Raw genomic sequence first — 23443 nt, 5'->3', positions numbered from 1 at the left:
CTATTTTATTTTTCTAAAAAAAGAAATTAGGGATATATTTCGTTTATCACATCAACAAAAAAACCTCATCATCATTAGCTGGTTGGAATATGATCACTGCTTTTTTCAAAAGGTTATCTTCCGAATAATGGATAAAAACATTTTTATTGTTAAAACATAATCATATCTACAGAAAAAAGCCCCTTCATTTCTGAAAAGGCAACTTTTCTCTTCTTTTTCTCATCTGTCATCAAACATGGAAGAAACAAAATGCGTTTTTCAATCTCTTCTGCCTCGTGATCTAAAACGGGTTTTCTTTCTAAGTCATCATCAATTTCATTGTACATCATGCCAAATTCTATTTTATCGGTTTCCTGAGATAGTCATCAAGGAGTGATGAAACGTTTGTTTAACACCACTCATGATCTAATAGAAAAAAGTCCACCCTAAACGGTAGACTTTTTATTTCGAGTATAAATCCCAGCCAAGCTTGAGTGTGTCCACAATATAATTGGCAACTTCCTCAGCCTCTAGATGATCTGTTTCGACTCTTGAGTTATGAAGGGCATAAATTTCCCGACGTTCTTCAAACAGCTCTTTCATTTCATCAATCGTTCGATTATGGAGAACAGGGCGGTTTTCGATTAAAATATCAAGCCGCTGTTTCCAATTCTCCCAAGACAGATCGAGGAACAGAACCGTACAATGCTTCAAGCAGGCGCGTTTGATTTCTTCCTGTTTGAACGCACCGCCTCCAAGAGACACGATCTTCAGCTGTGTATGTTCACATAAATCGACGATATAATCCTTTTCAGCCTGCCTGAAGAAAGCTTCTCCTTTTTGCTGAAACATTTCTGGAATCGTCATGTTGTACTTTTTCTCAATCTCCTGATCCACATCAATAAAATCTCTATATAACTTTTTGGCGACAAGCTGCCCAATGGTTGTTTTACCAACGCCCATAAAGCCAATAAGGACAATATTTCGCTGTCTCACAGGGATCTCTCTATTGTTTTTCATGTTCGTGACACGTCCTCCTTACGATAAGGAATGCTACATAATGTTTCTATTATATGATAAATGGGCTGCGAAAAGATAGGCATTCTTAAAAATTGTGTTTGACGACGTAACCGAGCTGTTCGGAGAGCTTTTGTGCGCGCTCCTTCACTTTTTGCTGCAACTGAGGAATGACTTCTTCAGTAAATCTATGAGTTGGACCAGATATGGATAAACATGCCTGCACCTCGCCATGAATGTTAAAGATCGGCGCTGCCACTGCCGCGGATCCGACCTCCCGTTCATCAATACTGCAAGCAGTATACGTCTTAAGAATATGTGCACATTCCTTTTGCCAGTCATCTTTCTTCACGTTTTCAGCCTCAGACATGAATACTTTTTGTTGAAATTCTTCGCTTTGGAAGGCAAGTAAAACCTTTCCCCCAGCCCCTGCATATAATGGCAGCTTCTCACCGATCTTGACAAGATGTCGAATAGATTGAAGTCCTTCAGCTTGTTCAATACAAACCCGGCTTGTATGATCTAGCACATACAGATTGACGGTTTCCTTTGTTTCATCACGAAGGTTGTACATAAGCGGCTTTGCCAGTTCCCTCAATTTGATGGATTTCCCAGCAATGTAACCGAGCAGATAAAGCCTTTGACCGAGTCGATATTTGAGTGTATCTTGATTCTTCTCCACAAAATGATTCATTTCAAGTGCCTTGAGCAGTCTCGTCGTGGTGGACATTGCTAAATTCATTTCCTTTGAAATGTCCGTTAGCGTCAACTCTTGCCGTTCTTCGCTAAAACAATGAAGAATATCCAAAGCCCGCTGAACGGTACGCAGACCCGATTCTTCTTTTGACTTTTTATCAGCCATGTTCACTTTCTCCTTTTCCCTTTGATTTCTTATCGACATGAACAGCCAACTTTGCTATAATCCATTTTAAATGTTCCATTAGAAGAAAACAAATTCCATTAGACGGAATCAAAATAATCAATGTTGTTTGTCGGAGGAGATGTTCTGATGTACGTGATGATTTATACGCTTCTGATTAGTTTTTACATCGTCAATCAACTATTTCCTGCTCCCATTCTCTCCTATTTTGTTGGTTTACTAGCTGTCGCTTCGCTTACCATCTCTCTCAAGAAGGCCAATGGGCTTTATTTGAAAACAGGCGTTGTTTTTCTTTCAGTTGGTTTGATGTTATTCTTTTTGTCTGGTCAGCCTTTGCACACTTTTTTTCTCCATTTTCATTCCATGCTAGGCTTACTAGCTCTGTTTTTCATGCTGCCTTTTATTCATTCTCTCATACATGTTGGACACTTTGATACACAATTAAATAAGCTGCTCACCTTACATACGACTAATACAAAACAGCTCTATCGAAAGAGCTCATTTGTGACGCATGTCCTTGGAATGTTTTTAAATATCGCCACCATTCCCTTACTATATACATCTTTAAAACCTTCACTGGACTCCCTTAAAGAACATGTCAGACAGCGACTCTATACGCGCAATCTCTTAAGGTCCTATGCGCTTTGCCTAAGCTGGAGCCCTGTTGAAGTGCTGGTGAGTGTGACCATTGATGCTACCAAGCTGAAATATTATCAAATTGCACCTGTTACCTTTTGTTTAATGCTGATTGTATTGATGACGGATTGGATCCTATTTTCTCGCCAGAGCAAGCGATTACCAGATATCATCGAGTTAGAGAATACAAGCACCAATCCGAAGAGAATTAAGCGAAAAACCCTTCAGCTTGCTTTGATGCTGCTGAGTTTTATCACAGTTGTCTCGCTAGTTGATGTATGGGTTGGAAAAGGTTATTTATTCGCCGTTGTGTTAGCAATTATTCCATTTGCTCTACTATTCTCGTCTACCATAAAAAAACGAAAACAATATGTCGCTGTGTCCGTTCCTCATTGGAAGGAGCGCACGAGTCAACTCTCCAATTATATGTGTCTATTTTTAAGTGCCGGTTTCTTTGTCGATATGCTGCTCGTTACTAACAGTCTAAAGCCTGTTCAAACATTTATTGTCAGTATATCAGACCATGCGATATGGGTTTATTGTGTCATTGGCTTGTATTTTCTGATCACTGCTCTTTGCGGCTTCCATCCACTTGTCTCGCTTGCTCTGTTAGTGAGCATGTTGACGCCTGTCATTCATGAGCTGCCTGCACTTCCAATAGCGATCATGCTCATTACAGCTGGAACATCGACTGTCATGTTTAGTCCATTTAATGTTTCCGTCTCACTATTAGCAGATTTGATGAAGGTCAATCCTTACCGTATCACTCGCTGGAATATATGGTTTGCTGGCTTTTACATCAGTATGGGAATCATATGTGCAACGGTTATCACCGTCATCTTTTATTCATAATAAAAAGAGCTCATCATCTTGGGATGAGCTCCCAGATTGTTGACAAAGGGCTAAAATGATCTTTATTTTAGCCCTTTGTCTTCTTTTTTTAAGCGTGATATGAAAACCCTTGACGTCTAGGTAGGACGAGTACCGGAGAGCAGACCTGACAACGAATGCGAAGGTTTGTCTATACGCTGAGAGCTCATCACTGAGATGAGCTCTCTTTCACTCTATGGTTTTAATTGGATGCGTTCAATTTTACCTACGATGAATATGTAGGATAACGCCCCGCCTAATGCGACAAGGCTGACAAATAAAATACCTCCGTTATACGAGCCTGTCACGGATACGATCAAACCGATGATCAGCGGTGTGATGATCCCAGATAAATTAGCAAAAAAGTTAAACACACCGCCAGCAAGGCCTACCATCTCTTTCGGCGCTACCTCAGACAGCATGGTCCATGAGATATTTGACAGCCCTTGTGCGAAGGAAGCAATGGACAAAATGGTCAGTACAAGCGGAATACTTGTCGTGAAATTCGCTAACACGATGGTACTTGTCAGGAGCAAACCAACAACGACAGGCAGCTTCCTTGCCACATTGACAGACACACCCTTTTTGAGCAGCCAATCGGACACATAACCGCCAATCAGCACTCCAAAGAATGCCGCAATGTATGGAAGAGAAGCTGCAAAACCTACCTTTAGAAACGCCATATTTTTCGCCTCAGCTAAATAAGTAGGAAACCATGTTAAAAAGAAAAAGAGTGTGGACGCCACAGAAAATTGACCAATATAGAGCCCAATCAATTTGCGATATTTTAAAAGGGCGGCAAAGTCTGCCCATTTCAATTTCTCCTGCGAGGCCACTGTCAGCCCTTCCCCTTGACGAATCAACTCTAGCTCATCTTCATTGACTTTCGGATGTTCTTTCGGTTCGTGATAATACTTATACCAAAAAAAAGCAAATATAATACCGAGCGCACCTGCAGTGATAAATACAGTTCTCCAATCGAAAGTGGTCATGATCCAAAAAAGAAGAGGAGTTGCAAAAGCTAGGCCAACATATTCTCCAGCAGTGTAAACGCCTGTAGCAAAAGCCCGCTCTCTTCTAGGGAACCACGTTGTCACAATGCGGTTGTTGGCAGGGAATGCTGGAGATTCTGTAATTCCAATAAACAAACGGCAGCCGAATAAAAAAGCAAAGCTGTTTGCGAACGCCTGTAAACCAGTGAAAATAGACCAAGTAATGAGTGAAATACCATACGTAACCTTTGATCCGAATTTATCAAGAATAAATCCGCCTGGTATTTGCATGGCTGTATACGTCCAGCTAAACGCCGAAAAAATCAGGCCTAATAATGCAGGATTTAATTGCAGGGAAGATTGAATAGCTGGTGCAACAATTGACACACTGGCTCTATCAATATAATTAATGGCAGTAATAAAAAACAACAGAATCAATATACCAAAACGGGCTTTCGTTGGTTTCATATAAGTGGGCTGCAGTTCATTCCCCTTCAGTTCTGAATGCACTTTCATAACCATCCTCCTTTGTTTCCGCACCGTGCGGGTCGGTTGAGCGTCCTTAAATAACCCCTTTGTCTTCTAACTGCTTGCACTCTTCTTCTGTCAGTCCGAGCATGTTCGTTAAAATCTCATAATTATGTTCACCTAAATCAGGCGCAATATGGCGGATACTCCCTGGTGTTTTTTCAAACTTCGGAATGATGCCAGGGACTTTCACTTTTCCAAGACGAGGATGATGAACCTCGACGATATTCTCTCGTGCTTTGAATTGCGGATGTTCAAAGATATCCCGAATGCTGAGGATTGGACTCACAGGTACGCCGTGAGTATCTAAAATGTCCAATACTTCATCCCTTGATTTGGATGCAATCCACTGAGAGACGATGGTATCCATTTCGTCGTTATGCTTCAGCCTAGCTGCATTCACCGAGAATTTTTCGTTTTCTAGTAAATCTAATCGATTCATTGCCTCTGCCAATCGATTAAAGGTCGAATCTGTACTCGTCACAAGGACTAGATAATGTCCATCCTTTGTTTCGTAAGTGCCAGCAGGACTCGAATGACCGCTTAGCCCCGGTGAACGCTCGCGTACCTTACCAAGCTTGTCATATTCTGCAACCAAAAACTCCAGCATACGAAACACAGATTCATAGAGTGCTAGATCCACCATTTGCCCCGTACCTTCTGGATGTGTGTCCCGATAATACATGGCTGTCACAGCAGCAAACGCCACATAGATGCCCGCAATATAATCTGTCAGTGAAAAGGACGGACTGACTGGATGACGATCTGGAAACCCTTGAAGATACGTAAAGCCACTAAACGCCGTCGCAGGGGTTCCAAACCCCGCCTTGTCCTTAAACGGACCTGTCTGCCCATAGCCCGATACACGAATCATAATTAAACGAGGGTTGATTTCCTTTAATACATCGTACCCAACGTCCCATTTCTCAAGTGTTCCTGGACGAAAATTCTCAATAATTAAATCGACCTGTCCTGCAAGCTTTTTAAAAATGTCTTTCGCTTCTTCTTTGTGAAGATCAAGTGTGAGGGATTTTTTGTTCCTTGAGAGCCCTGACCATCTTAGCGGTTCACCATCCGCAAAAGGACCAACATGCCGCAGCGTATCCCCTTTTCCAGGAATTTCGACCTTGATGACTTCCGCACCAAAATCCCCTAGAAGAACTGCGCCATAGGGTGCAGCTATCATCGTAGAGACGTCTAATATTTTGATTCCTTCAAGCGGCGTATTCTTATTCATTGCAAGACTTCCTTTCATTCATGTGATAAAGGGCTAAAATGATTCCCGTTTTAGCCCTTTGTCTTCTTTCATTGGGACGTCAAACTCCTTGAATTGAGCTTTTTTGCCCAAGATATACAGCGGGTGATTCTTAATCCTTCGGCAGCTGTCCTTGTGGTGTATACAGCCAAATGAGCCATAAAGGTTCGTCCCCTGTATTCACATGCTGATGCGAGACACCATCTGGAATAAACATAAAGTCATTTTGTTTAAAGGACTGTCTTTCTCCATCACAAATGACCTCGCCAGATCCCCTAATCACATAATCAAACTCCTCTGAACCTGGGTGATTGTGAACAGAGCTTGCTTCCCCCGGCTCAAAAATGGTGAGACCTGCCATCATATGCTCCGATCCAACCGTATCTGGTGTAATGGTTTGAAATACTTTTCGAACCATTTGCTCTTCAGGATGATCTAAACCTAACCATAATGGATGCCCATCTTTAAACGGATTCAATACTTTAATTTTCATTGATAATTCCTCCTATTTTTTAATTCACACTGACATGTGAGCGTTTTGTATTTGGTGAATAAATATCATTAATATTCCAGTGACCATCGGTAGGCACAGGATCATTTTTCATTGCCACATCTATCACACACGGCTCTTGAGATGAGATCGCTTCGGCTAATGCCTCTTTGAATTCAGCAGCTCGGGTGATTTTTATCCCTTTCATTCCATAACCTCTAGCAATGGCGGCGAAGTCAGGAGAATAGCTCTCACCATCTTTTCTAAAGACCGTGCCATACGTCGTCTCATAATGTGCCATTTGTAAGCCAGCAATCGTCCCAAACGCACTGTTATTCATCACAATCCACACGACAGGTATGTTTTCTTCCACGGCTGTTGCCAGAACAGATGGGTTTTGACCAAACCCGCCATCTCCAACAAGTGACACAACGACACGATCAGGCTGTGCAACCTTTGCTCCAAGTGCTGCGGGTGCTCCGAATCCCATCGTCGCAAACCCACCTGGTGTTAATATCGTACCTGGTGTATACACAGGGAATTGCTGTCCTACTCCATTTTTATTCCAGCCAACATCGGTTGTAATAAAAGCATCTGCAGGCAATACTTCACGTACTTCCTGCAAAATACGCTGCGGCTTCATCGGGAAGGATTCATCTTGAATATTCGTCAAATTGCTCTCGCGAAATTCCTCACGATATGCAGCAATGTCTTTTTTCAATTCAGGTCGATCCAAACCTTCTGGCAGTCTTTCTCTCGCCACACGGTTCAGCACGGTTAACGCCTGCTTTAGATCAGCTACAGCTCCAATTTCTACTGGATAGTTCCGTCCAATTTCATTCGGGTCAATGTCGATATGGATCAGCTTGGTTGTTGAGAAGTTAAATGTATATTCCGATTCCCAAGAACTTGCATCCGCTTCAGCAAAACGTGTTCCTAAGGCGACAATGTAGTCCGCCTCTTTACACTGATCGTTGATGAACTTTGTGCCCCAAAATCCGGTCATTCCAAGGGTCATTGAGTGATCATCCGGCATCGCTCCTTTCCCCATTAAGGAATGGGCAACAGGGATACTGAGATGCTCAGAGAATGCCTTTAATTCCTCTGCGGCATCGGCTAGTAAAATGCCTCCTCCTACATATAAAAGTGGTTTTTCAGCCTGTAGTAATCGGTCCATGATACGATTTGCCGTATGATCATCAATAGATGGTTTCTCTATTGTGTGTGTATGATGTTCAATCTGTTTAAATAGAGATACATCTAAATCCTTTGAAAACACATCCATCGGAACTGAAATGAGTACTGGTCCAGGACGACCGCTTTCGGCTAACTGAAATGCTTTTGACAAAATCTCTGGGAATAACTCTGGAATGTCGACACGCCATGCTCTTTTCACAAACGGTCGATAAATTTCATATTGAGAAGCATCGGAATGAAGATTAATTTCTTGGTGTGGGTGCTTTCCGTAGTAATGACTTGGGACATCTCCTGCAATAACAACCATTGGAATGGAATCAAGTGCTGCATTCGCCACTCCTGTTGCCGCATTCGTTAGTCCCGGTCCTAAGTGACTGAGAACAACAGATGTCTGTTTCTTCGCTCTTGCATATCCATCTGCCGCGTGTGCAGCAATCTGTTCATGTCTCACATTCACAAATTTGATACTGCTTTTTTCAAGCGCTGATAGAAAAGCAATATTCGTATGACCACAGAGGCCAAAAATATGCTCGACTCCCCGGCTTTCTAAATACTGAATGACCTGTGATGATATATTCTTTTTCATATTTCTCTCCTCTCTTGGTGCCGCTATGACTCTAATACTCACTCATTCTTTGAAAACACAACAGATAAAACGGTATTCAACTCTTGTATTGCGACTTGACCAGGGGCTGAGCTTTCCTTCCCCACGGCAAAGGTCATCACTGACCCAAAAAGTCCGCCAATCATTCTTGTAAAAGTTCCATACTCTCCCATTGCCATTGAGATGAGAGGCACCTTCAATTGATTTTTGGCATTATTGGTTGCAAAGAGCAGCTTTAATGCATCCTCATATGAATGCGGCATCACAGCTATCTTTGCAATGTCAGCGCCAACCGATTCCGCATTAGCGAATATTTGCTCGAGACGAGTGATTTCAGGCGTACTGTCAAAATCATGATAAGAGACAATCAAGGTCACCCCATTCTTTTTGGCCGCTTGACTGACTTTCTGCATATATGTCACATCATGCATCAATTCATAATCAATGGCCTCCACAAGCTGAGTGGCACATATCGTTTCAAGCAGCGTCACCTTTTCTTCCGCTGAAAGCGATATTGCTTCGCCACCTTCCTTTTCAGAACGAATGGTGAACAAAATTGGAATTCCCTGTGCCTTGTCTTTCAGCCAATGAAGGGTCTCTAATACTTGTTCCTTATCATGGAGGTTCGTAAAAAAGTCCGCCCGCCACTCAATCACATCTGGTCTCTTCTCGGCTAACACCTCTAGTTCATGAAGCAGTTCTTCCTTTGTTTGCCCTATTAATGGAGTACAAACCATCGGCCGACCACCTGCCTGCACGACTTTCAGCTTGTGCTGAAATGCATTTCCATCCATACCTGCTTCCCCCTTATATACCTTCTGGAAGGACGACCATTTTGGTTTCCGTCATCTCTTCAATGGCGAAACGTGGACCTTCTCTTCCAATACCACTTCGCTTAATACCGCCATATGGCCAGTGATCCAATCTGAAATTCGATGTCCCATTGATGATCACGCCCCCAGTTTCAAGCTCTTTCGCTGCGTGTAACGCCACATCCAGCTGGCTCGTAAAGATTCCGGCTTGCAAACCGTAGCGACTATCATTTGCTTCTTTGATCGCTTCATTTAAATCTTCATAAGGAAGGATGCTGACAACTGGACCAAATACTTCCTCACACACGACTTTGGCCTGTTTCGGTGGGTTTAGCAAAATGGTTGGTCTAACGCTTGCTCCATTTCTTTGTCCTCCAGAAATGATGCTAGCGCCCATTTTCTCTGCTTCTTGTATCCAAACTTCTACACGTTTTGCTGCCTGTTCATCAACCATACAGCCGATATCACTTTCACTGGACAGTGGATCTCCAACGATAAGCTGATCCACTTTTGCTTTTAGTGTCTCAGTAAATGTTTCCAGGATTTCCTTGTGGACATAAATTCGTTGAACGGAAATACAACTTTGACCAGAATTACTGAAACCCGTTTTTGCGCAAAGGGATGCAGCTTTTTCAATATCCGCATCATGATGGACAATAGTAGCTCCATTTCCACCAAGCTCTAGTAGTACCTTTTTCAATCCAGCGGAATTAGAAATATGTTCCCCGCCGACTGCGCCTCCGGTAAAAGAAACAAGATTTGTTCTTTCATCCGTCACTAATTGTCTTCCGGCATCTACTCCACCGATAATGAGCTGCACGCTTTTTTCAGGGAATCCCGCTTCAAGCAGCAGTTTGACAAATGCTGTGGCAACCGCTGATGTTTGCGGAGCCGGTTTTAAAATAATGGCATTCCCTGCTGCAAAAGCAGGACCAATTTTGTGACAAATGAGATTGAGTGGTGCATTAAAAGGGGTAATGGCTAACACCACACCAACTGGCACTTTAAATGTCATCGCCATTGCTCCTTGTCCGCGAGATGATACATGACCAGGAATGGTCTCCCCTATTAATCGATTGGCTTCTTCGGCTGATTGCACTAACGTTTCAATAGATCGCGAGACTTCATCTCGTGTGTTTTTAAGCGGCTTTCCTAATTCTAAAGAAATGAGTTTCGCAAAATATTCTTTTTGATCTTCTAGCAATGTAGCTGCTTTTTTCAAAAGAGTCGAACGCTCTAACGCTGACATACCCACTAGTTGTTTTTTGATTTGCTGTGCAACAGTCAGTGCGTGTTCTATATCTTCTGTTGACGCTAAATAAGATGTGCCGATTGTCTTTCTAGAGTAAGGATTGATGATGTCCTCTTTTTCACGGTTTGCTTCAAGCCAATCTCCATCCACATATGACAACGCTTTCAATTCGCTCAAATTGTCTCACCCTCCTTCAAATGACGCGTTCCATGCCCAACGTAACGAACCAGTTTTTCTTCATTTGGACAAGGTCCTTTTACAAGGGCTCCCTTTGTTAGCTCCTCGTATGCGTGCGCCACAATGCCCATTCCTCTTGATAAGGAAAAGATGCCTTTTGCTGCTTCAGCCGGGATGTTTAATTCACATTGAATCGCAGCTGATACGCCATCTATGTTCATCGTTATTTTTTTCCCTTTTCGGTTTTCAAGTTCGTGCCTGATTGCCTCCGCTAACCGCAAGTAAATCCCACTAATATGACCGTGCTCGACATATGACTGACTCAATTCATATAAACGTCTCACCCGCGGATCATCATCATGCAGCTGATGGCCGATACCTGGTATCTTGGCTTTACGGGCTAACCAATCCTGACACACTTGCTTTGCCGCATATTTTACATCTTTGTTTTCATCGTAGATTAATTTTGCCTCGTACAGCATACGCATCGCCTTTTCGCCGGCACCGCCGTGAATATCACCTAATAGATTCATCCCTGTCGCTACAGAGGAATTAAATGAAATGCCACAAGTAACGGCCATTCTTGCTGCAGCAATAGATGGTGCTCTTGGTCCATGGTCTGCACCTGCGACAAGAACACTCTCAAAAAGGGCAGCTTTGGAATCATCTAGCAATTCTCCGACAAGCAATAAATAAAGCATCTGTGGATATGACAATTCGCCAATGAGCTCTTCAATTGGATACCCTCGTAGCTCAATTGAGTTTTTCTGAATATCACTAATCTCTGTCTCCCACCAAGCGCCCCCTTCTTTGTATATTTCCAGTGCACTGCGATTTTTCATTGTGTGACTCATTCCTTTAGCTTATTTTTGGAGATGAAGCTCCTCTTATTCCGTCTAGTGGAATCTGATTTCACTTTTTGGAATGTGATTTCATTGTAAGCGCATTCGTTTTTGCCGTCAATCTTTTTTCTGAAAATACAGTCATTTGGTGATAAATTAAGTGAATCGAACTAATCATTTCACCATCTTATCCAAAAATCCACCCTTTATTTAGTAAAACAGACGTAAGTAGATCGTTCTACTAATTTAATGAAACATGTTCTGCTTATTCTGTCAAATTTACTGAAACTAAAAAACCTCTCCATCACAGGAGAGGTTCAGATTAATGACAAAGGGCTAAAATGATGTTTATTTTAGCCCTTTGTCTTCTTTTCAGCGTGATTGAAAACCTTTGAAGTCTAGGAAGGACGAGCACCGGAGCGGAGCGAATTTGACATTCGTGAGCACCGGCGCGCAGGACTGACACCGAATGCGAGGGTTTGTCTACACGCTGAAACCTCTCCGTCACAGGAGAGGTTTCAGGCATTTTCTTATTTCCACCAGTCATCAAACATTGAAGCTGGTACTTGGCGTTTATGTTCTGATTGAACATAGCGTTTTTCAATTGCTTCAGCAGCGTGATCTGAAACTGGTTTTCCTTCTAAGTAATCATCAATTTCATTGTACGTAATACCGAGTTCTGTTTCATCCGTTTGCTGAGGCTTGTCATCCAGCAGATCGGCTGTTGGTTTCTTTAAGTACAAGCGTTCTGGCGCTTGAAGAGCTTCTAACAGCGTCCGTCCTTGGCGTTTCGTCAGACCTGTGAGCGGCAGAACATCTGCACCACCATCTCCATACTTCGTGAAGAAACCAGTCACTGCTTCAGCCGCATGATCTGTACCGAGGACAAGTAACCCTTCCTCTCCACCGATGGCATACTGTGCGATCATTCTCATGCGTGCTTTGACATTCCCTTTATTAAAGTCAGACAGCGGCTTGTTTGTTTCCTTTTGATACTGATCACTGAATGCAGTCACCGCAGGCGCAATATCATATTTCCACGACTTGTCCGGCTGTATAAATGATAGAGCCAGCTGAGCATCGTCTTCATCCTGCTGCACGCCATGCGGGAGACGAACCGCAATAAAGACAGCATCTTCTTTTCCTTCTTGACGCAGCTCAGATGCAGCCAGCTGAGCGAGACGACCAGCAAGCGTTGAATCCTGTCCGCCGCTAATGCCGAGGACGAAGCCTTTTGCGCCGGTTTTTTTCAAGTAATCCTTTAAAAATCCAACCCGTTTTTCGATCTCCTGCTTTGGGTCAATTGAGGGCTGCACATGCAACTCTTGGCTGATCTTTTTCTGCAAACTCATACACTTTTCCTCCTAAGCATCCTCTACATGAAGAGAACAGGTTTTACTCTCAATTTAATTGGTTTGACAACGATTTTAGAGTCTTCATTATAGCATGTTTTCATGAAGGATATTTTATTAGACGTTCCCCTTTTTCATAAATGATCAAACATTCACAAACGAAAGAGACCAAGGTCTTTTTTGACTGGCCTTTCATTTTCAATCAATTTCTACCCGTATGGATGTACAGCTTGCACCATTGCACTTTCCTATATCTGCTGGACATGCGGACACTGCCACAATGAGATCCATTTCTGCTCGGAGTCGAATGTAATCACCGGAGAGTGATTTTGGCAGTTCTACAGACAGCTTTCCTTTTTCATCAATGACTGTATTCATAAAGACATTAAAAGGATAGTACATATCTTCTTTCGGGATACCAAATGGCTCAAAGGCTGTACGAAGATTATCGTAGCATGTATGCATGACCTCTAAGTGTGTCCGGCCATATAAGAGCTGATACATTTCTTGCCGGCACGCAGGCATGTATAAATCATGGCATTCTACTGTATCTTCAATGACCGTAAACATCGGTTTATATAAATTAGAATAGAGCTTATCGCCTTTTTTCACTTTGGAAGAGAACAGGCTGTCCATTGTAGCGCCTTGATCAAATTTTTCATAAAAATCCTTTTCATGATAAGCCATCACATCTGCTACTTGCTGACCTTCGACATCGACTACTCGCATACATTGGCCTTTTCCTAAACGAAAGCCGTGTCCATCCTTTGGTAAAATCACATATTCTGCGTTCATCACATGCACTCCTTTCCATGACAGTATGCCCAAAACATCCCTTTGATCATGTATAAAAAAAAGAGGCGGTCACAAGCTAATGTCATTGAAATAGAAAGGTGTTGCACTTGCATTGAAAGAAGAACAATCTTTATCTTGGTGGCAGCTTTCTCTCATCGGAGTCGGCTGTACAATTGGCACTGGGTTCTTCCTTGGTTCCAGCATCGCCATTACAAAGTCCGGTTATTCCGTCTGCATTTCTTTTTTGCTTGCTGCAGTCGGCACATATCTCGTCTTTAAACATTTGGCTGCGATGACAGCCGAAAATCCTGATAAAGGGTCGTTTTGTTCTTATGCTCGTAAAGCATATGGACGCTGGGCAGGTTTTAGCAATGGCTGGGTGTATTGGTTTGCAGAAATGCTGATTACAGGGAGTCAGCTGACAGCGATTTCTCTTTTTACCCGTCACTGGTTTCCATCCGTTCCGCTTTGGGTGTTTTCGGCGATTTATTCCGCTCTCGCCCTGCTCGTGATTATCATTGGGCTTTCTTCTTTTCAAAAGACTGAAAATGTCCTTGCGGTGCTGAAGACCGGAGCGATTCTGCTGTTTATGATCCTTGCCGTCCTTGTTTTATGCGGTATTCTCACAGATCATAAACCGGCCCTCCATCTGCCAAACAAAGATCACGAATGGATGCCGCTTGGTCCGCTTGGTCTCTGGAATGGATTGATTTATGCGTTTTATGCATTTGGGGGAATTGAAGTCATGGGTCTGATGGCGGTTCATTTAAAGGACCCGAAGGGTGCTGCAAAGTCTGGACGAGTCATGCTGATCATTCTAGCGGTCATTTATATCGTCTCAATCGGACTTGCTCTCTTGCTTGTCCCAGTGACAGCCTTTAACGAGAACAGCAGTCCATTTATTACATCTTTAGAACCGTTCCATTTGTCGATCTTTCTTCATATCTTTAATGGCATTTTCATTATTGCCGGTTTTTCTACATTGGTTGCCTCTCTCTATGCGGTCACGACGCTACTTGGCACGATGTCGGAGCATCAAGATGCACCTGCTTGTTTTAAACAAAAAGACCCAGCTCATGTCAGATGGTCTTCGATTATCTTAACTGCTGCTGGATTAATTGTCTCGATTTTGCTTGCACTCTTTTTGTCCAAACACATCTATGAGCATCTCACAACAGCAGCCGGTCTTACCCTTCTGTACACATGGGTGTTCATCCTGTTCTCAAGTAAAAAGCTATCAAAGCCATCCACTCGCCAAACGTGCGAAATGATTCTTGCGCTGCTCTTAATTGGAGCCGCCGTTTCAGGCACATTGACAGAGGCAAGCGGACGACCAGGCTTTTTTATCAGTATTGGGATCATTGCAGTGATTGCCATCATGGTGCTATTTATGAAGAAAAAATGGAAACAGGATCAGACCGCATCATAATTTCATCATGTTTTTTAAAGCAGTAAATGGACATTTGGCGGAGTCGGGTTTCTCCGCCTCATCATCTGAGAGGAAATATTGCTTCCACTCTAAATTTTTCTGATCCCCGTACCATTTTAACGCAGGGTGTACGTCTACTTGATCATACGCCTTGAGCCGCTTACGAACAAGTTTGCTCATTTTTTGTCCAAATGTGGTCGAACCATTCATCTTCTCAAACACCCACCTTGGCTGAAACGCCATCATGACATAAGGGAAGTGACGGCTTTTTCTGAGCTTGTGAGCAGGTGTCGCGCATAAAATAAAATAAGGCTCCCCATGAAAGCAAAACTCCCATTCATGATGTTCAGGATCTGCCGGAATGTCATCAGGCCATTTCATTTCATCTTTTTGATGTAATCGTTGAACGAGCGACCAAAACTGATCCTCAAACTCTTCAATCGAACTTTCTTCCAAGTCCTGAGGCGTTTCAAAAAAGCAGATGAATGAAGCATATTGACCGGTTTGTCTTGAACAGCTTTGATAAGCCCTTAACAGCTCTGCAAGCTCATTGACTGCTTCTTCTCCCCTCGGGTCACCGACAAAACCATAACGTAAATGATCAAGGAAAAATCCTTGTCTTCCTGGTACACAAGGGAATGTATCTGCCTCATCTCCGACCATCTCTCCAAATTGTGTGAAAGCGTCCTGCTTCCATTCTTCTAGTGATCGTAGATTTTGATCAAGGCAACTTTTTGCATACAGCTGGGCCATTTCCTTCCACCTCGTTTTAAGCTTCTTTTTCATAGCCTATGAGGAAGAAGAACTCTGGTGACTGTCCTTCAACGACTTTCCTTGCGTATGACAAGATGGGGATTTCCATTCAAATTGAGCAGGTATTTGTTTCTTTTATTCTATGGTGGACGATCAGATTTCAAATATTATTGCTTTTTTAATATGGTTAACATTTTTGTATAAATATAATTATAAAAATAAATTTTATATCTACTTGTATTCAAAACGGTAATTCTCCAATATTCTAATGGACAGAAATCTCACTCAATTTTAATACATTGATATTAAACAAAGAAGGATGAAATTTTAAGATATTTAGATATCAAAATGATGTTACCTTAAAATTCTCTTAAAACCATTGATACTTGTCCCATTTTTAGTTATCCTTAATTTTGCAATTTAAGAAAAAGGAGGTAAGAATATTATGTTTATTTCTTTAAGAATAGAGAATCCCACGTCCAAAAAATAAGAGCTGTAAGAAAGCTAAAAAGATACACTTTAAAACTAATAAAAACAACAAGACCATAATCAATATATAAAGCTAGTATTGAACAAACAATAAAAGCTAAAACAAAATAAATAATTAAGTGAAGCAAATTAAACTTTTGAGGGTTTCGATGTAAGAAGAATTGTATTGGTGTAGCAAAAACGACGTACGCAAAAAAAATAAAAATACTTGTCACTTCAAAGTTTCCTAAACTAATATTTGTTGGGTTAAATATAAGAATATAAGAAAAAGTAGCTGTTATAACAGAGAGTATCATCATACAAATATACTTAAAAATAGGCTTGAAAATTCGCATTGAAACTACCCCTTTTCATTTAATTTATTTACGAACGGAGGATCCTAAAATTGAAAAGAAAATTTATTTTATTATTATTTATGATATTTTTATACCTGTCAATCCCAACCAATACATCTCATGCTAAAGGTATTTCGAGTTTAGAAAAAACTGTATCGAACGGCCAAGTGACTCTAAAATTAAATGAACCTGGTGATACATATAAATTTATTAAGAATGGACAATTAGTTTATAAAGGCCCTTCTAACACTTTTAAAAGTGATATCTCCAACATTGGAGATAAATATAAAATTGGAATTTATCAGAAAAATAAATTAAAAAAGGTTATTACTCTCAACGTAATGAACGACAAACAGGAAAAGAAAATTCAATTAGCTTCAGTAAAGAACAATGAAGATTCATATGCTGAAAAGCTAATGGACGATAAAATTAAAAATAGTCATATAAATGTTGAAGCAACTGCTGATAACGTAAAGTTATCTTGGAATCACCTTCCTGACGAGGATGGAATATTTGAAATATACAGGGACTACAAAAAAATTGGGGAAACAACAAATTTAAGCTTCATAGATGGTAATGTGACAAGCGGGAAAAGGTATAACTATTCAATAAATGTTAGCGTAAAACCATCAAAAGAACAGCAAAAGGAATTTTTGAAAAGAATTAATAAGATAAAATCAGTTACAACTCTATCTAGTAAAGCAAAAGAAGAACTCATGGATATTGAAGGTTCACTCTCAACAATAGTAGATATACCTAAAAACGAAGAAGGCTATTTAAACTCTAAAAAATCAGTATTAAATGAACTAATTGCTGATAAAAAATCTGAAATATCTACACTTGCAAAATTACCAAAAGATAATATGTACAATTTTTCTTATAGAACTTTTATTCCTTTCAAATCCGTAGCTGACCCTAAACCTGAATTTAAGAAAACATTTTTAAAAGGTGATAATAGAGGGTTTTCAGCCACGTCTAATAAGTTTAGGACTGAGTCAAGCGTTAACGCCCAATTCACTGGACCAACCAACATTAATATGTTTAAAACTGTATCACCATCATTAAGGTGCAAAGACGCAGCATGTACAAAGGTATTAGCTAAAAAAACAGCAAGCAGTTCAGGGATAAAACTATATATCGATAGCAAACAAAAAAGTTTTCTTCAATGGACTGTTGTACATTCTGTTGGTATACCATTTGGATCTTACTATCCTAAAATTGATTACAGCTATAATGTTGGAATGACTAAAGGAATGGCATATATTTCTGGAAAACATGATAAAGCTCCAAATCACGAGTTTTATATAAGCACGCCCAAATCTTCTACAAGTACCACAATCTATAAATACGCTGTAAAGTCAAAAAATGATTTTCAGGAATTATGGTTTCTAAAAGCTAAAAAATCTTGGAAAGTGGAGCTTTTTTAATCTATTAACAACACGAAAAGCCCTGTACACAAAACAGGGCTTTTCGTGTTCCAATCTTTTAAGTAAAAAATTAATTTTAAACTATGACCTTCAGAAAGTAATTCTGCATAAGACTACCCAATCAACGCCATAATCCCTTGATACCCAAAATAGGCGCCGAAACCAAGTAAAGAAAGACCTGCCAGAACGGATAAGCCGTGCAAAATCCGTTCATTTAAATACCGTCTAAACGTACTGGCGAGCAGCGCCATACAGAAATCCCATAAGAGCATGCCGATGAAAATAGCGATGCTGTACATCAGCATTTGGGAAGCCCCATACTTTTCGATCGTATTGGCCAAAATACTGCCATAGATTCCAAGCCAAAATAAAATACTGAGCGGATTGGAAAGAGAAATGAAAAACCCTGTCATGAACGAATGTCCGACCGATGTGTTTCCTCCGTCCTTTTTCGGGCTCTCCTGCAAATTGATTTTACGAAGGCTTTCAATACCGGTATAGGTCAGAACGAAAAAGCCGAACAGCCACAAAAAAGTTTTCACAAGAGGTGCGGTCAAAAGCTGGGCGACACCAAAATATATGAGGACCATATAGACAATATCCGCAGCCATAGCCCCCACACCAAAAATCCATGCGTGCCAAAACCCACTTTTTATCCCTCTGTCGATCTGGGCTGCATTGACTGGCCCAACAGGCGCTGAAAGTGACAACCCTAAAAAGATATAACCAAAAAACACCGCCACATAGACGTCCTCCTTTTGATGCTGACTTGTACATGTTATTCAAACCTTCTGTGTTTTAGTACAAGTCCTTTGTCATCTTTTCAGTTGGACTTTTAAAAAAAAGGACGATCAAATTGGATAAGCTGCTTACCGATCTGCTTTCAGCGCTGACTGCTGCGGAAGAGCCGTTTCTTTTTTTCTGGAGCGATTCATTTGAATCGCAGCTGCAAACAGAAGAACGGCTAAGAAGGCGAAAACAAAGATGGCACTTGTCGCTCCTGCCCATTCAAGACTAAATCCAATGAAAAAGGACAAGCAGGCTCCACCTAAACTCGCAGCAGCAATAAAATAACTCGTTGCTTCGTCGATAGCATTTTCAATCATTAATGCAGAGGCAGTCAGCGCGATTGGAAACATGCCAGCTGCGCACAAACCAATGAAAAAGATGAGAATCAGCTGTGCGGCTATGTGGGTTGTCAGTGCAAATACAACGAGCAGCAGGATCATGAGAGCCGCACTTAGCTTTAAAAAACGCAGCGGCTGCAGCTGATCTGCTTTTCTCGCGATCACGGTTCTGCCGATGACAATCGCCGTCCAAAAAGTGGAGACAGCAAAGAGACCCCAATTGTCTCCCCCTTTTTCCAGCATGATCGACGGCAAAAAGTTCGCAAAGTTCGTTTCAATTCCTGCGTAGAAAAAAGCAAAGCATATCATGAGCACGACAATCATTCGATTGCTGCGATCAACAAGTAAAGACGGTTTCTTCTTCTCTTGAGAAGGAGCAGCCATCTGCCCACGAGGCAATTTACTCATAAAGACAAGCCAGAGCATGAGGAAAAATGTCAGCGCACCCACCTGGAATAAAAACACATAATGCCACGTCTGTTCTGTGACGGTCAGCAGAATCAAAAGAGGGAATAGCAGTGCACCTAATCCAAAAAAGACTTCCATGATGCTAATTCGCTTTGCACTGTTTGCCATTGAAATCACATACGCCCCCGCTGTTGTCTCAAGACTGCCCGCACCGCTCCCAAGAAAAAAACCTGCCAGCACAAGCGTCGTCCAGCCTGGCACCAAAAGCCCAAGGAGAAGTGAACCGATCATGAGCAGCAGTCCCATGGTCAAAACAGCGCCATAGCCTTTTTTTCTCACAAGAATGGGGGATAAAAGAACACCTGTCAAAAAACCAATAAACTGAAAAAAGATTAAAGAAGATAATTCCCCGGGACCCTTATCATAACTAGACAGCAAATAAGGAGTTAAGCTTCCAAAAAACACATGAATGGTCCCAATAAAAAAATAAAAGACACAGCCAAAATAAAACACCTTTTTCATCTTTTCACTTCCTCTAAAAAGGAGCGGAGTTGAAATTCTCCGCTCCACCTCTTTAATATGCCTGGGCAGAGACGACAGCCTCTTCCCTCTCGAAGCATGTATTTAACGCAGCCTGCGCGCGAAACCCATCTTCAAAATCAGCCACCTTCATATGAGATGGGTATGGATCTGTATTCACCCAATGCATTAGTTGATCACGAAACGTATCGGACCATCCATAAAATTCATTTGGCGGATCAGTCAGCAGGGTTTGCGGCATTTGATGACGTTCTACACTTAAGCCATCAGTGATCTCATATTCGTTTTTCATGTTCGTATGGTATTTGAATACCTTGTCATGGCCAATCACTTCTACACTAAATCCGCATTCCTCAGGCTGCGAGCTTTTGGACGTCACCAAATGAAAGAACACTTGATTCTCCATTTGCCCAAAAATTTCGGTATGATCATCCACCTCTACCTTTTTCTCTTCTTTTTCCTTTACATGTGTCAGCATCTTCGTGTTAAGAGATTCTTTTTTCATTCCACTGCCAAATAAGTACCACAGCATATCAAACAAATGAATGCCAAGATCCCCTAGTGCACCGCTTGTTCGAAGACTCTCGCCGCTGTCTCTCCATGAAAATGTCTTTCTTCTGAGGGCACTATTTTTCTTAAAATGAGTTCTAACCGTTAAAATTCGGCCCAATTCACCATTGGCAATCAAGTTCTTCAAAATATTCACAAAGGATAAGTAACGATAGTTAAAGCCCATACCGGCCTGAACCTGGAACTGTTTGGCTGTCTCCACCATTTCCTTCGCTTCTTTCAACGAGACAGCCATCGGTTTTTCACATAAAATCGGCTGTCCCGCTCTTAGCGCCTGAAGGGCATGGTCCTTGTGACAAAAGTTAGGGGAAGCAATAATCAACCCATCAGATGCATCGGCTAGCGTATCGATACTTGAATACACCCGTCCGCCGTACTGTTTAATGAATCCCTGTGCTACTGATTCGTGCAAATCATAGACGCCGGATAATTCTGCACCTTTGATCGTTGATAAAGCTCTTGCATGTGCTTTTGCAATATTCCCTGCTCCAACAATTCCAATTTTCTTCATGAATGTGCCTCCTCATGTTTATACATCACTGTTTTCAGTGTTTCGTAGATTCCTTTTGCATACCCATGATGACAAATTTGGTGATGGTGCCGTTTGGCCTCGGCCGTCGCATTTTGGACGAGAAACCCGTGCGTGACGGATTGAAGCATACGCAAATCGTTCCCACTATCACCAAAGGCAAAGCCTTGGTCTATTGATAGATCATATTGACTCAGCATAAAGCGGACAATTTCATCCTTCCCTGTCCCGACTGGTAAAAAGTCGACATCATAGCAATCCGCAGGATCTCCTGCGAGCGGGTTGCATTTGTTGATATTTACCGCCACACCCCGCTCTTTGGCAAGTGTTTGTATGAACGAGAGATGATGAAGATCTGTCCGTTCATCCTGCTCCTGATAATAGAAATTTTTCTTATATCCTGAGCTGCCCAGCTGTGTTTGCGGCCTGAGGGTAATCCCCTTTTCACGTACGGTTTGCAGGATATCTTCGATTTTTTCATCTGAAAAGCCCTGCGCATCCAGCCGTTTCATCCATTCCGCATCTGGCTGTCCAAAATGAGCATCCGACGTATATACAATCTCAGTCCCTAAGTTCGACGCAATGAAATGCGGAAATTGACTGAAGCCACCTTTTTCCATTTTGCTCGTGACAGAATCGAGACTGCTCCCCGTCACCCAGCCCAGTATGAGCTGTCCTGCTTCGCTCTTTTCTGCCACAAATGCTTCCAGCTGCTTTACATCCTCTCTCTGCTTCTCTGTCATTCCGTGAGAATAATAGGTTTCATCAAAGTCACAGAAGACGATCCACTGCGGGTTTTCCGGCTGATTCAGCAGCTTTTTACTGAAAGGAAGATTTGATAACATGATGGACCCCCTCGATGACTTTCTCCTGATCTTGCAGCGGCATTCCCGGGTAAAGCGGCAAATGGAGCAACTGCTGTGCTGCTTTTTCCGTATGCGGAAGCGTCGTTTGTTTATATTTTTGGGAGACAAGATTTGTTTGATGCTGATGCGATAGAATTGGGTAATAGACATCAGTCTCAATGCCAAGCTCTAGCAATTGCTCCGCCAGCTCATCTCGATCTCCTTTGATCACCCTGATAGGAAATAGGTGCCATACATGATCATCTGTCAGCTTCGGAAGCTTGATGGTTCCTTCATCCTCAAGCGTTTGTAGCTGATCAATGTATCGCTTTGCTAAGTAAAAACGCTTAAAGTTTTGCAAACTTAAATACTTCATCCGTTCTAGTCCGATCGCTGCCTGCAAGTTATCAATCTTGGAATTAAAGCCGTAGTCACTGCGTTTGACATTTTTCTTTCCTACTTCAAACCCATGATAGCTGATCTCCATGCATTTTTCGGCTAAGGCTTCATCATTTGTGGCAATGGCTCCTGCCTTTCCGCAGACTCCAAGGTTTTTGTATGGGTTAAAGCTGAGAACAAGTCCATCTCCAAATGCCCCAAGGCCGCTGCTGCCAATCGCCTGACAGCCATCTTCAATGATTTTTAGACCATGCTGCTTCGCAATCGCCGAAATGGCCTCCATATCCGCTTGCTTTCCATATAAATGAACCGGCAGAATGCATACCGTCTTATCCGTGATATGCTTCTCTATTTCACTCGGTGCCAGGCAGTAGGTGTCTGGGTCAATATCGGCATAGACTGGAACAGCCCCAATAGCAAGCACTGCATTTTCTGTTGCAGCAAAGCTATTGGCTGGCAGAATGACCTCGTCTCCTGGATGGACGCCTGCTGATATGAGGCTGATCATGAGGGCATCTGTCCCACTTGATGTGGCAATGACATATTTTTTCCCTAAATACTCAGCGAGCGCTTTTTCAAAACGTGGAATATATGGCCCTGAAGTAAAACGGCCAGAATTCAATACTTCTTTCAGTACCTGCATAATATCATCGATCTCATCCTCTGAAATCAGTTTATCAACTGGCAGGAACGGTATCTTTTTTTCCTTATTTTGTTTATAATGGAAGAGAATTTTTTCCAAACCTGTGTGCTCAATATCTTGTTCAAGGAACGTCACCAGCTTTTCATTCGCTAGATGCTTTTCTACTGAATCAGACTTTACTTGAACACCTTGATTGATCATATCCAGCAAAGGTAGATAATCCTTGCTTTTACCTGATACCTTCGTCAATATTTGCATTCCATTCCCTCCA

At 41.9% G+C, this 23443-nt stretch carries 21 protein-coding genes; 3 read left to right on the top strand and 18 right to left on the bottom strand.

Annotated features, from left to right (window positions below; genetic code table 11):
* Positions 1–441 precede the first annotated feature (441 nt).
* Both BA70_RS08385 and BA70_RS08380 read right to left on the bottom strand, forming a co-directional pair.
* The gene (locus BA70_RS08385; RefSeq protein WP_034320676.1) at positions 442–999 is read right to left on the bottom strand and encodes a shikimate kinase; all 558 of its coding nucleotides are present in this window, start codon (positions 997–999) and stop codon (positions 442–444) included.
* Positions 1000–1084: 85 nt separating this feature from the next.
* A complete protein-coding gene (locus BA70_RS08380) occupies positions 1085–1858 on the bottom strand; it encodes an IclR family transcriptional regulator (RefSeq protein ID WP_034320673.1) in 774 nt (257 codons plus the stop codon).
* A 147-nt stretch (positions 1859–2005) separates the two neighbouring features.
* On the opposite strand from BA70_RS08380, the gene BA70_RS08375 reads away from it, so the two are divergent.
* Positions 2006–3364, top strand: coding sequence for a hypothetical protein (locus tag BA70_RS08375; RefSeq protein ID WP_239646645.1), 1359 nt, complete (start codon positions 2006–2008; stop codon positions 3362–3364).
* 212 nt (positions 3365–3576) lie between these two features.
* Here BA70_RS08375 and BA70_RS08370 read toward each other — a convergent pair whose 3' ends face one another.
* The 9 genes from BA70_RS08370 to BA70_RS08330 all read right to left on the bottom strand — a co-directional run bounded on the left by BA70_RS08370 (position 3577) and on the right by BA70_RS08330 (position 13678).
* Positions 3577–4890, bottom strand: a complete 1314-nt coding sequence (locus BA70_RS08370) for an MFS transporter (protein ID WP_034320671.1) — start codon at positions 4888–4890, stop codon at positions 3577–3579.
* A gap of 46 nt (positions 4891–4936) precedes the next feature.
* On the bottom strand, positions 4937–6139 hold the full coding sequence (locus BA70_RS08365; protein ID WP_034320668.1) for a CaiB/BaiF CoA transferase family protein: 1203 nt from the start codon (positions 6137–6139) through the stop codon (positions 4937–4939).
* A gap of 130 nt (positions 6140–6269) precedes the next feature.
* Entirely contained in the window at positions 6270–6650 is a 381-nt protein-coding gene (locus BA70_RS08360) for a cupin domain-containing protein (RefSeq protein WP_034320665.1), read from the bottom strand.
* Positions 6651–6669: 19 nt separating this feature from the next.
* Positions 6670–8430 (bottom strand): thiamine pyrophosphate-binding protein, encoded by a 1761-nt coding sequence (locus BA70_RS08355; RefSeq protein ID WP_034320662.1) that lies wholly within the window; start codon positions 8428–8430, stop codon positions 6670–6672.
* A gap of 38 nt (positions 8431–8468) precedes the next feature.
* Complete coding sequence (gene aroD / locus BA70_RS08350; protein WP_034320660.1) at positions 8469–9242, bottom strand: type I 3-dehydroquinate dehydratase; 774 nt, start codon at positions 9240–9242, stop codon at positions 8469–8471.
* A gap of 13 nt (positions 9243–9255) precedes the next feature.
* On the bottom strand, positions 9256–10689 hold the full coding sequence (locus BA70_RS08345) for an aldehyde dehydrogenase family protein (RefSeq protein WP_034320657.1): 1434 nt from the start codon (positions 10687–10689) through the stop codon (positions 9256–9258).
* Positions 10686–11543 (bottom strand): citryl-CoA lyase, encoded by an 858-nt coding sequence (locus BA70_RS08340; RefSeq protein ID WP_078061677.1) that lies wholly within the window; start codon positions 11541–11543, stop codon positions 10686–10688. Before BA70_RS08340 ends, BA70_RS08345 begins: the two co-directional genes overlap by 4 nt.
* A 518-nt stretch (positions 11544–12061) precedes the next feature.
* On the bottom strand, positions 12062–12883 hold the full coding sequence (gene nadE, locus BA70_RS08335) for an ammonia-dependent NAD(+) synthetase (protein WP_034320652.1): 822 nt from the start codon (positions 12881–12883) through the stop codon (positions 12062–12064).
* A gap of 198 nt (positions 12884–13081) precedes the next feature.
* Positions 13082–13678 carry a DUF1989 domain-containing protein gene (locus tag BA70_RS08330; RefSeq protein WP_034320650.1) on the bottom strand — a complete coding sequence of 199 codons (597 nt, stop codon included), beginning with the start codon at positions 13676–13678 and terminating at the stop codon, positions 13082–13084.
* A gap of 112 nt (positions 13679–13790) precedes the next feature.
* On the opposite strand from BA70_RS08330, the gene BA70_RS08325 reads away from it, so the two are divergent.
* Positions 13791–15107, top strand: coding sequence for an amino acid permease (locus BA70_RS08325; RefSeq protein ID WP_034320647.1), 1317 nt, complete (start codon positions 13791–13793; stop codon positions 15105–15107).
* Here the strand turns inward: BA70_RS08325 and BA70_RS08320 are convergent.
* Both BA70_RS08320 and BA70_RS08315 read right to left on the bottom strand, forming a co-directional pair.
* Positions 15102–15860: a YqcI/YcgG family protein gene (locus tag BA70_RS08320; protein ID WP_034320644.1), complete on the bottom strand. Its 759-nt coding sequence runs from the start codon at positions 15858–15860 to the stop codon at positions 15102–15104. The two genes, BA70_RS08325 and BA70_RS08320, sit on opposite strands and share 6 nt — an antisense overlap.
* Positions 15861–16309: 449 nt before the next feature.
* Positions 16310–16645, bottom strand: a complete 336-nt coding sequence (locus BA70_RS08315) for a UPF0715 family protein (protein WP_239646646.1) — start codon at positions 16643–16645, stop codon at positions 16310–16312.
* A gap of 89 nt (positions 16646–16734) precedes the next feature.
* Between BA70_RS08315 and BA70_RS08310 the strand changes: the two genes are divergently transcribed.
* A complete protein-coding gene (locus BA70_RS08310; protein ID WP_239646644.1) occupies positions 16735–18111 on the top strand; it encodes a DUF3238 domain-containing protein in 1377 nt (458 codons plus the stop codon).
* 113 nt (positions 18112–18224) lie between these two features.
* Here BA70_RS08310 and BA70_RS08305 read toward each other — a convergent pair whose 3' ends face one another.
* The 5 genes from BA70_RS08305 to BA70_RS08285 form a co-directional block, all read right to left on the bottom strand.
* The gene (locus BA70_RS08305) at positions 18225–18854 is read right to left on the bottom strand and encodes a LysE family translocator (protein WP_034320638.1); all 630 of its coding nucleotides are present in this window, start codon (positions 18852–18854) and stop codon (positions 18225–18227) included.
* Between the two features lie 126 nt (positions 18855–18980).
* Positions 18981–20168: an MFS transporter gene (locus tag BA70_RS08300; protein ID WP_034320636.1), complete on the bottom strand. Its 1188-nt coding sequence runs from the start codon at positions 20166–20168 to the stop codon at positions 18981–18983.
* Positions 20169–20220: 52 nt separating this feature from the next.
* Positions 20221–21267 carry a Gfo/Idh/MocA family protein gene (locus BA70_RS08295; protein ID WP_034320633.1) on the bottom strand — a complete coding sequence of 349 codons (1047 nt, stop codon included), beginning with the start codon at positions 21265–21267 and terminating at the stop codon, positions 20221–20223.
* Positions 21264–22130, bottom strand: a complete 867-nt coding sequence (locus BA70_RS08290; protein WP_034320631.1) for an HAD-IIB family hydrolase — start codon at positions 22128–22130, stop codon at positions 21264–21266. The genes BA70_RS08295 and BA70_RS08290 overlap by 4 nt, the downstream gene beginning before the upstream one ends.
* Complete coding sequence (locus tag BA70_RS08285) at positions 22105–23430, bottom strand: DegT/DnrJ/EryC1/StrS family aminotransferase (protein WP_034320628.1); 1326 nt, start codon at positions 23428–23430, stop codon at positions 22105–22107. Before BA70_RS08285 ends, BA70_RS08290 begins: the two co-directional genes overlap by 26 nt.
* Positions 23431–23443: the final 13 nt, after the last annotated feature.

The organism is Bacillus zhangzhouensis, from assembly GCF_000715205.1.
Taxonomy (GTDB): Bacteria; Bacillota; Bacilli; order Bacillales; family Bacillaceae; genus Bacillus; species Bacillus zhangzhouensis.
The sequence above is the reverse complement of the archived record's forward strand: the minus strand, read 5'-3'. Positions and strand labels throughout refer to the sequence as shown.

Bases quoted from the DNA above. Each gene is read 5' to 3' on its own strand.
- BA70_RS08385 (WP_034320676.1), bottom strand. From the start codon at position 999: ATGAAAAACAATAGAGAGATCCCTGTGAGACAGCGAAATATTGTCCTT.
- BA70_RS08380 (WP_034320673.1), bottom strand. From the start codon at position 1,858: ATGGCTGATAAAAAGTCAAAAGAAGAATCGGGTCTGCGTACCGTTCAG.
- BA70_RS08375 (WP_239646645.1), top strand. From the start codon at position 2,006: ATGTACGTGATGATTTATACGCTTCTGATTAGTTTTTACATCGTCAAT.
- BA70_RS08370 (WP_034320671.1), bottom strand. From the start codon at position 4,890: ATGAAAGTGCATTCAGAACTGAAGGGGAATGAACTGCAGCCCACTTAT.
- BA70_RS08365 (WP_034320668.1), bottom strand. From the start codon at position 6,139: ATGAATAAGAATACGCCGCTTGAAGGAATCAAAATATTAGACGTCTCT.
- BA70_RS08360 (WP_034320665.1), bottom strand. From the start codon at position 6,650: ATGAAAATTAAAGTATTGAATCCGTTTAAAGATGGGCATCCATTATGG.
- BA70_RS08355 (WP_034320662.1), bottom strand. From the start codon at position 8,430: ATGAAAAAGAATATATCATCACAGGTCATTCAGTATTTAGAAAGCCGG.
- aroD (WP_034320660.1), bottom strand. From the start codon at position 9,242: ATGGATGGAAATGCATTTCAGCACAAGCTGAAAGTCGTGCAGGCAGGT.
- BA70_RS08340 (WP_078061677.1), bottom strand. From the start codon at position 11,543: ATGAGTCACACAATGAAAAATCGCAGTGCACTGGAAATATACAAAGAA.
- nadE (WP_034320652.1), bottom strand. From the start codon at position 12,883: ATGAGTTTGCAGAAAAAGATCAGCCAAGAGTTGCATGTGCAGCCCTCA.
- BA70_RS08330 (WP_034320650.1), bottom strand. From the start codon at position 13,678: ATGAACGCAGAATATGTGATTTTACCAAAGGATGGACACGGCTTTCGT.
- BA70_RS08320 (WP_034320644.1), bottom strand. From the start codon at position 15,860: ATGGCCCAGCTGTATGCAAAAAGTTGCCTTGATCAAAATCTACGATCA.
- BA70_RS08315 (WP_239646646.1), bottom strand. From the start codon at position 16,645: ATGATACTCTCTGTTATAACAGCTACTTTTTCTTATATTCTTATATTT.
- BA70_RS08300 (WP_034320636.1), bottom strand. From the start codon at position 20,168: ATGAAAAAGGTGTTTTATTTTGGCTGTGTCTTTTATTTTTTTATTGGG.
- BA70_RS08295 (WP_034320633.1), bottom strand. From the start codon at position 21,267: ATGAAGAAAATTGGAATTGTTGGAGCAGGGAATATTGCAAAAGCACAT.
- BA70_RS08290 (WP_034320631.1), bottom strand. From the start codon at position 22,130: ATGTTATCAAATCTTCCTTTCAGTAAAAAGCTGCTGAATCAGCCGGAA.
- BA70_RS08285 (WP_034320628.1), bottom strand. From the start codon at position 23,430: ATGCAAATATTGACGAAGGTATCAGGTAAAAGCAAGGATTATCTACCT.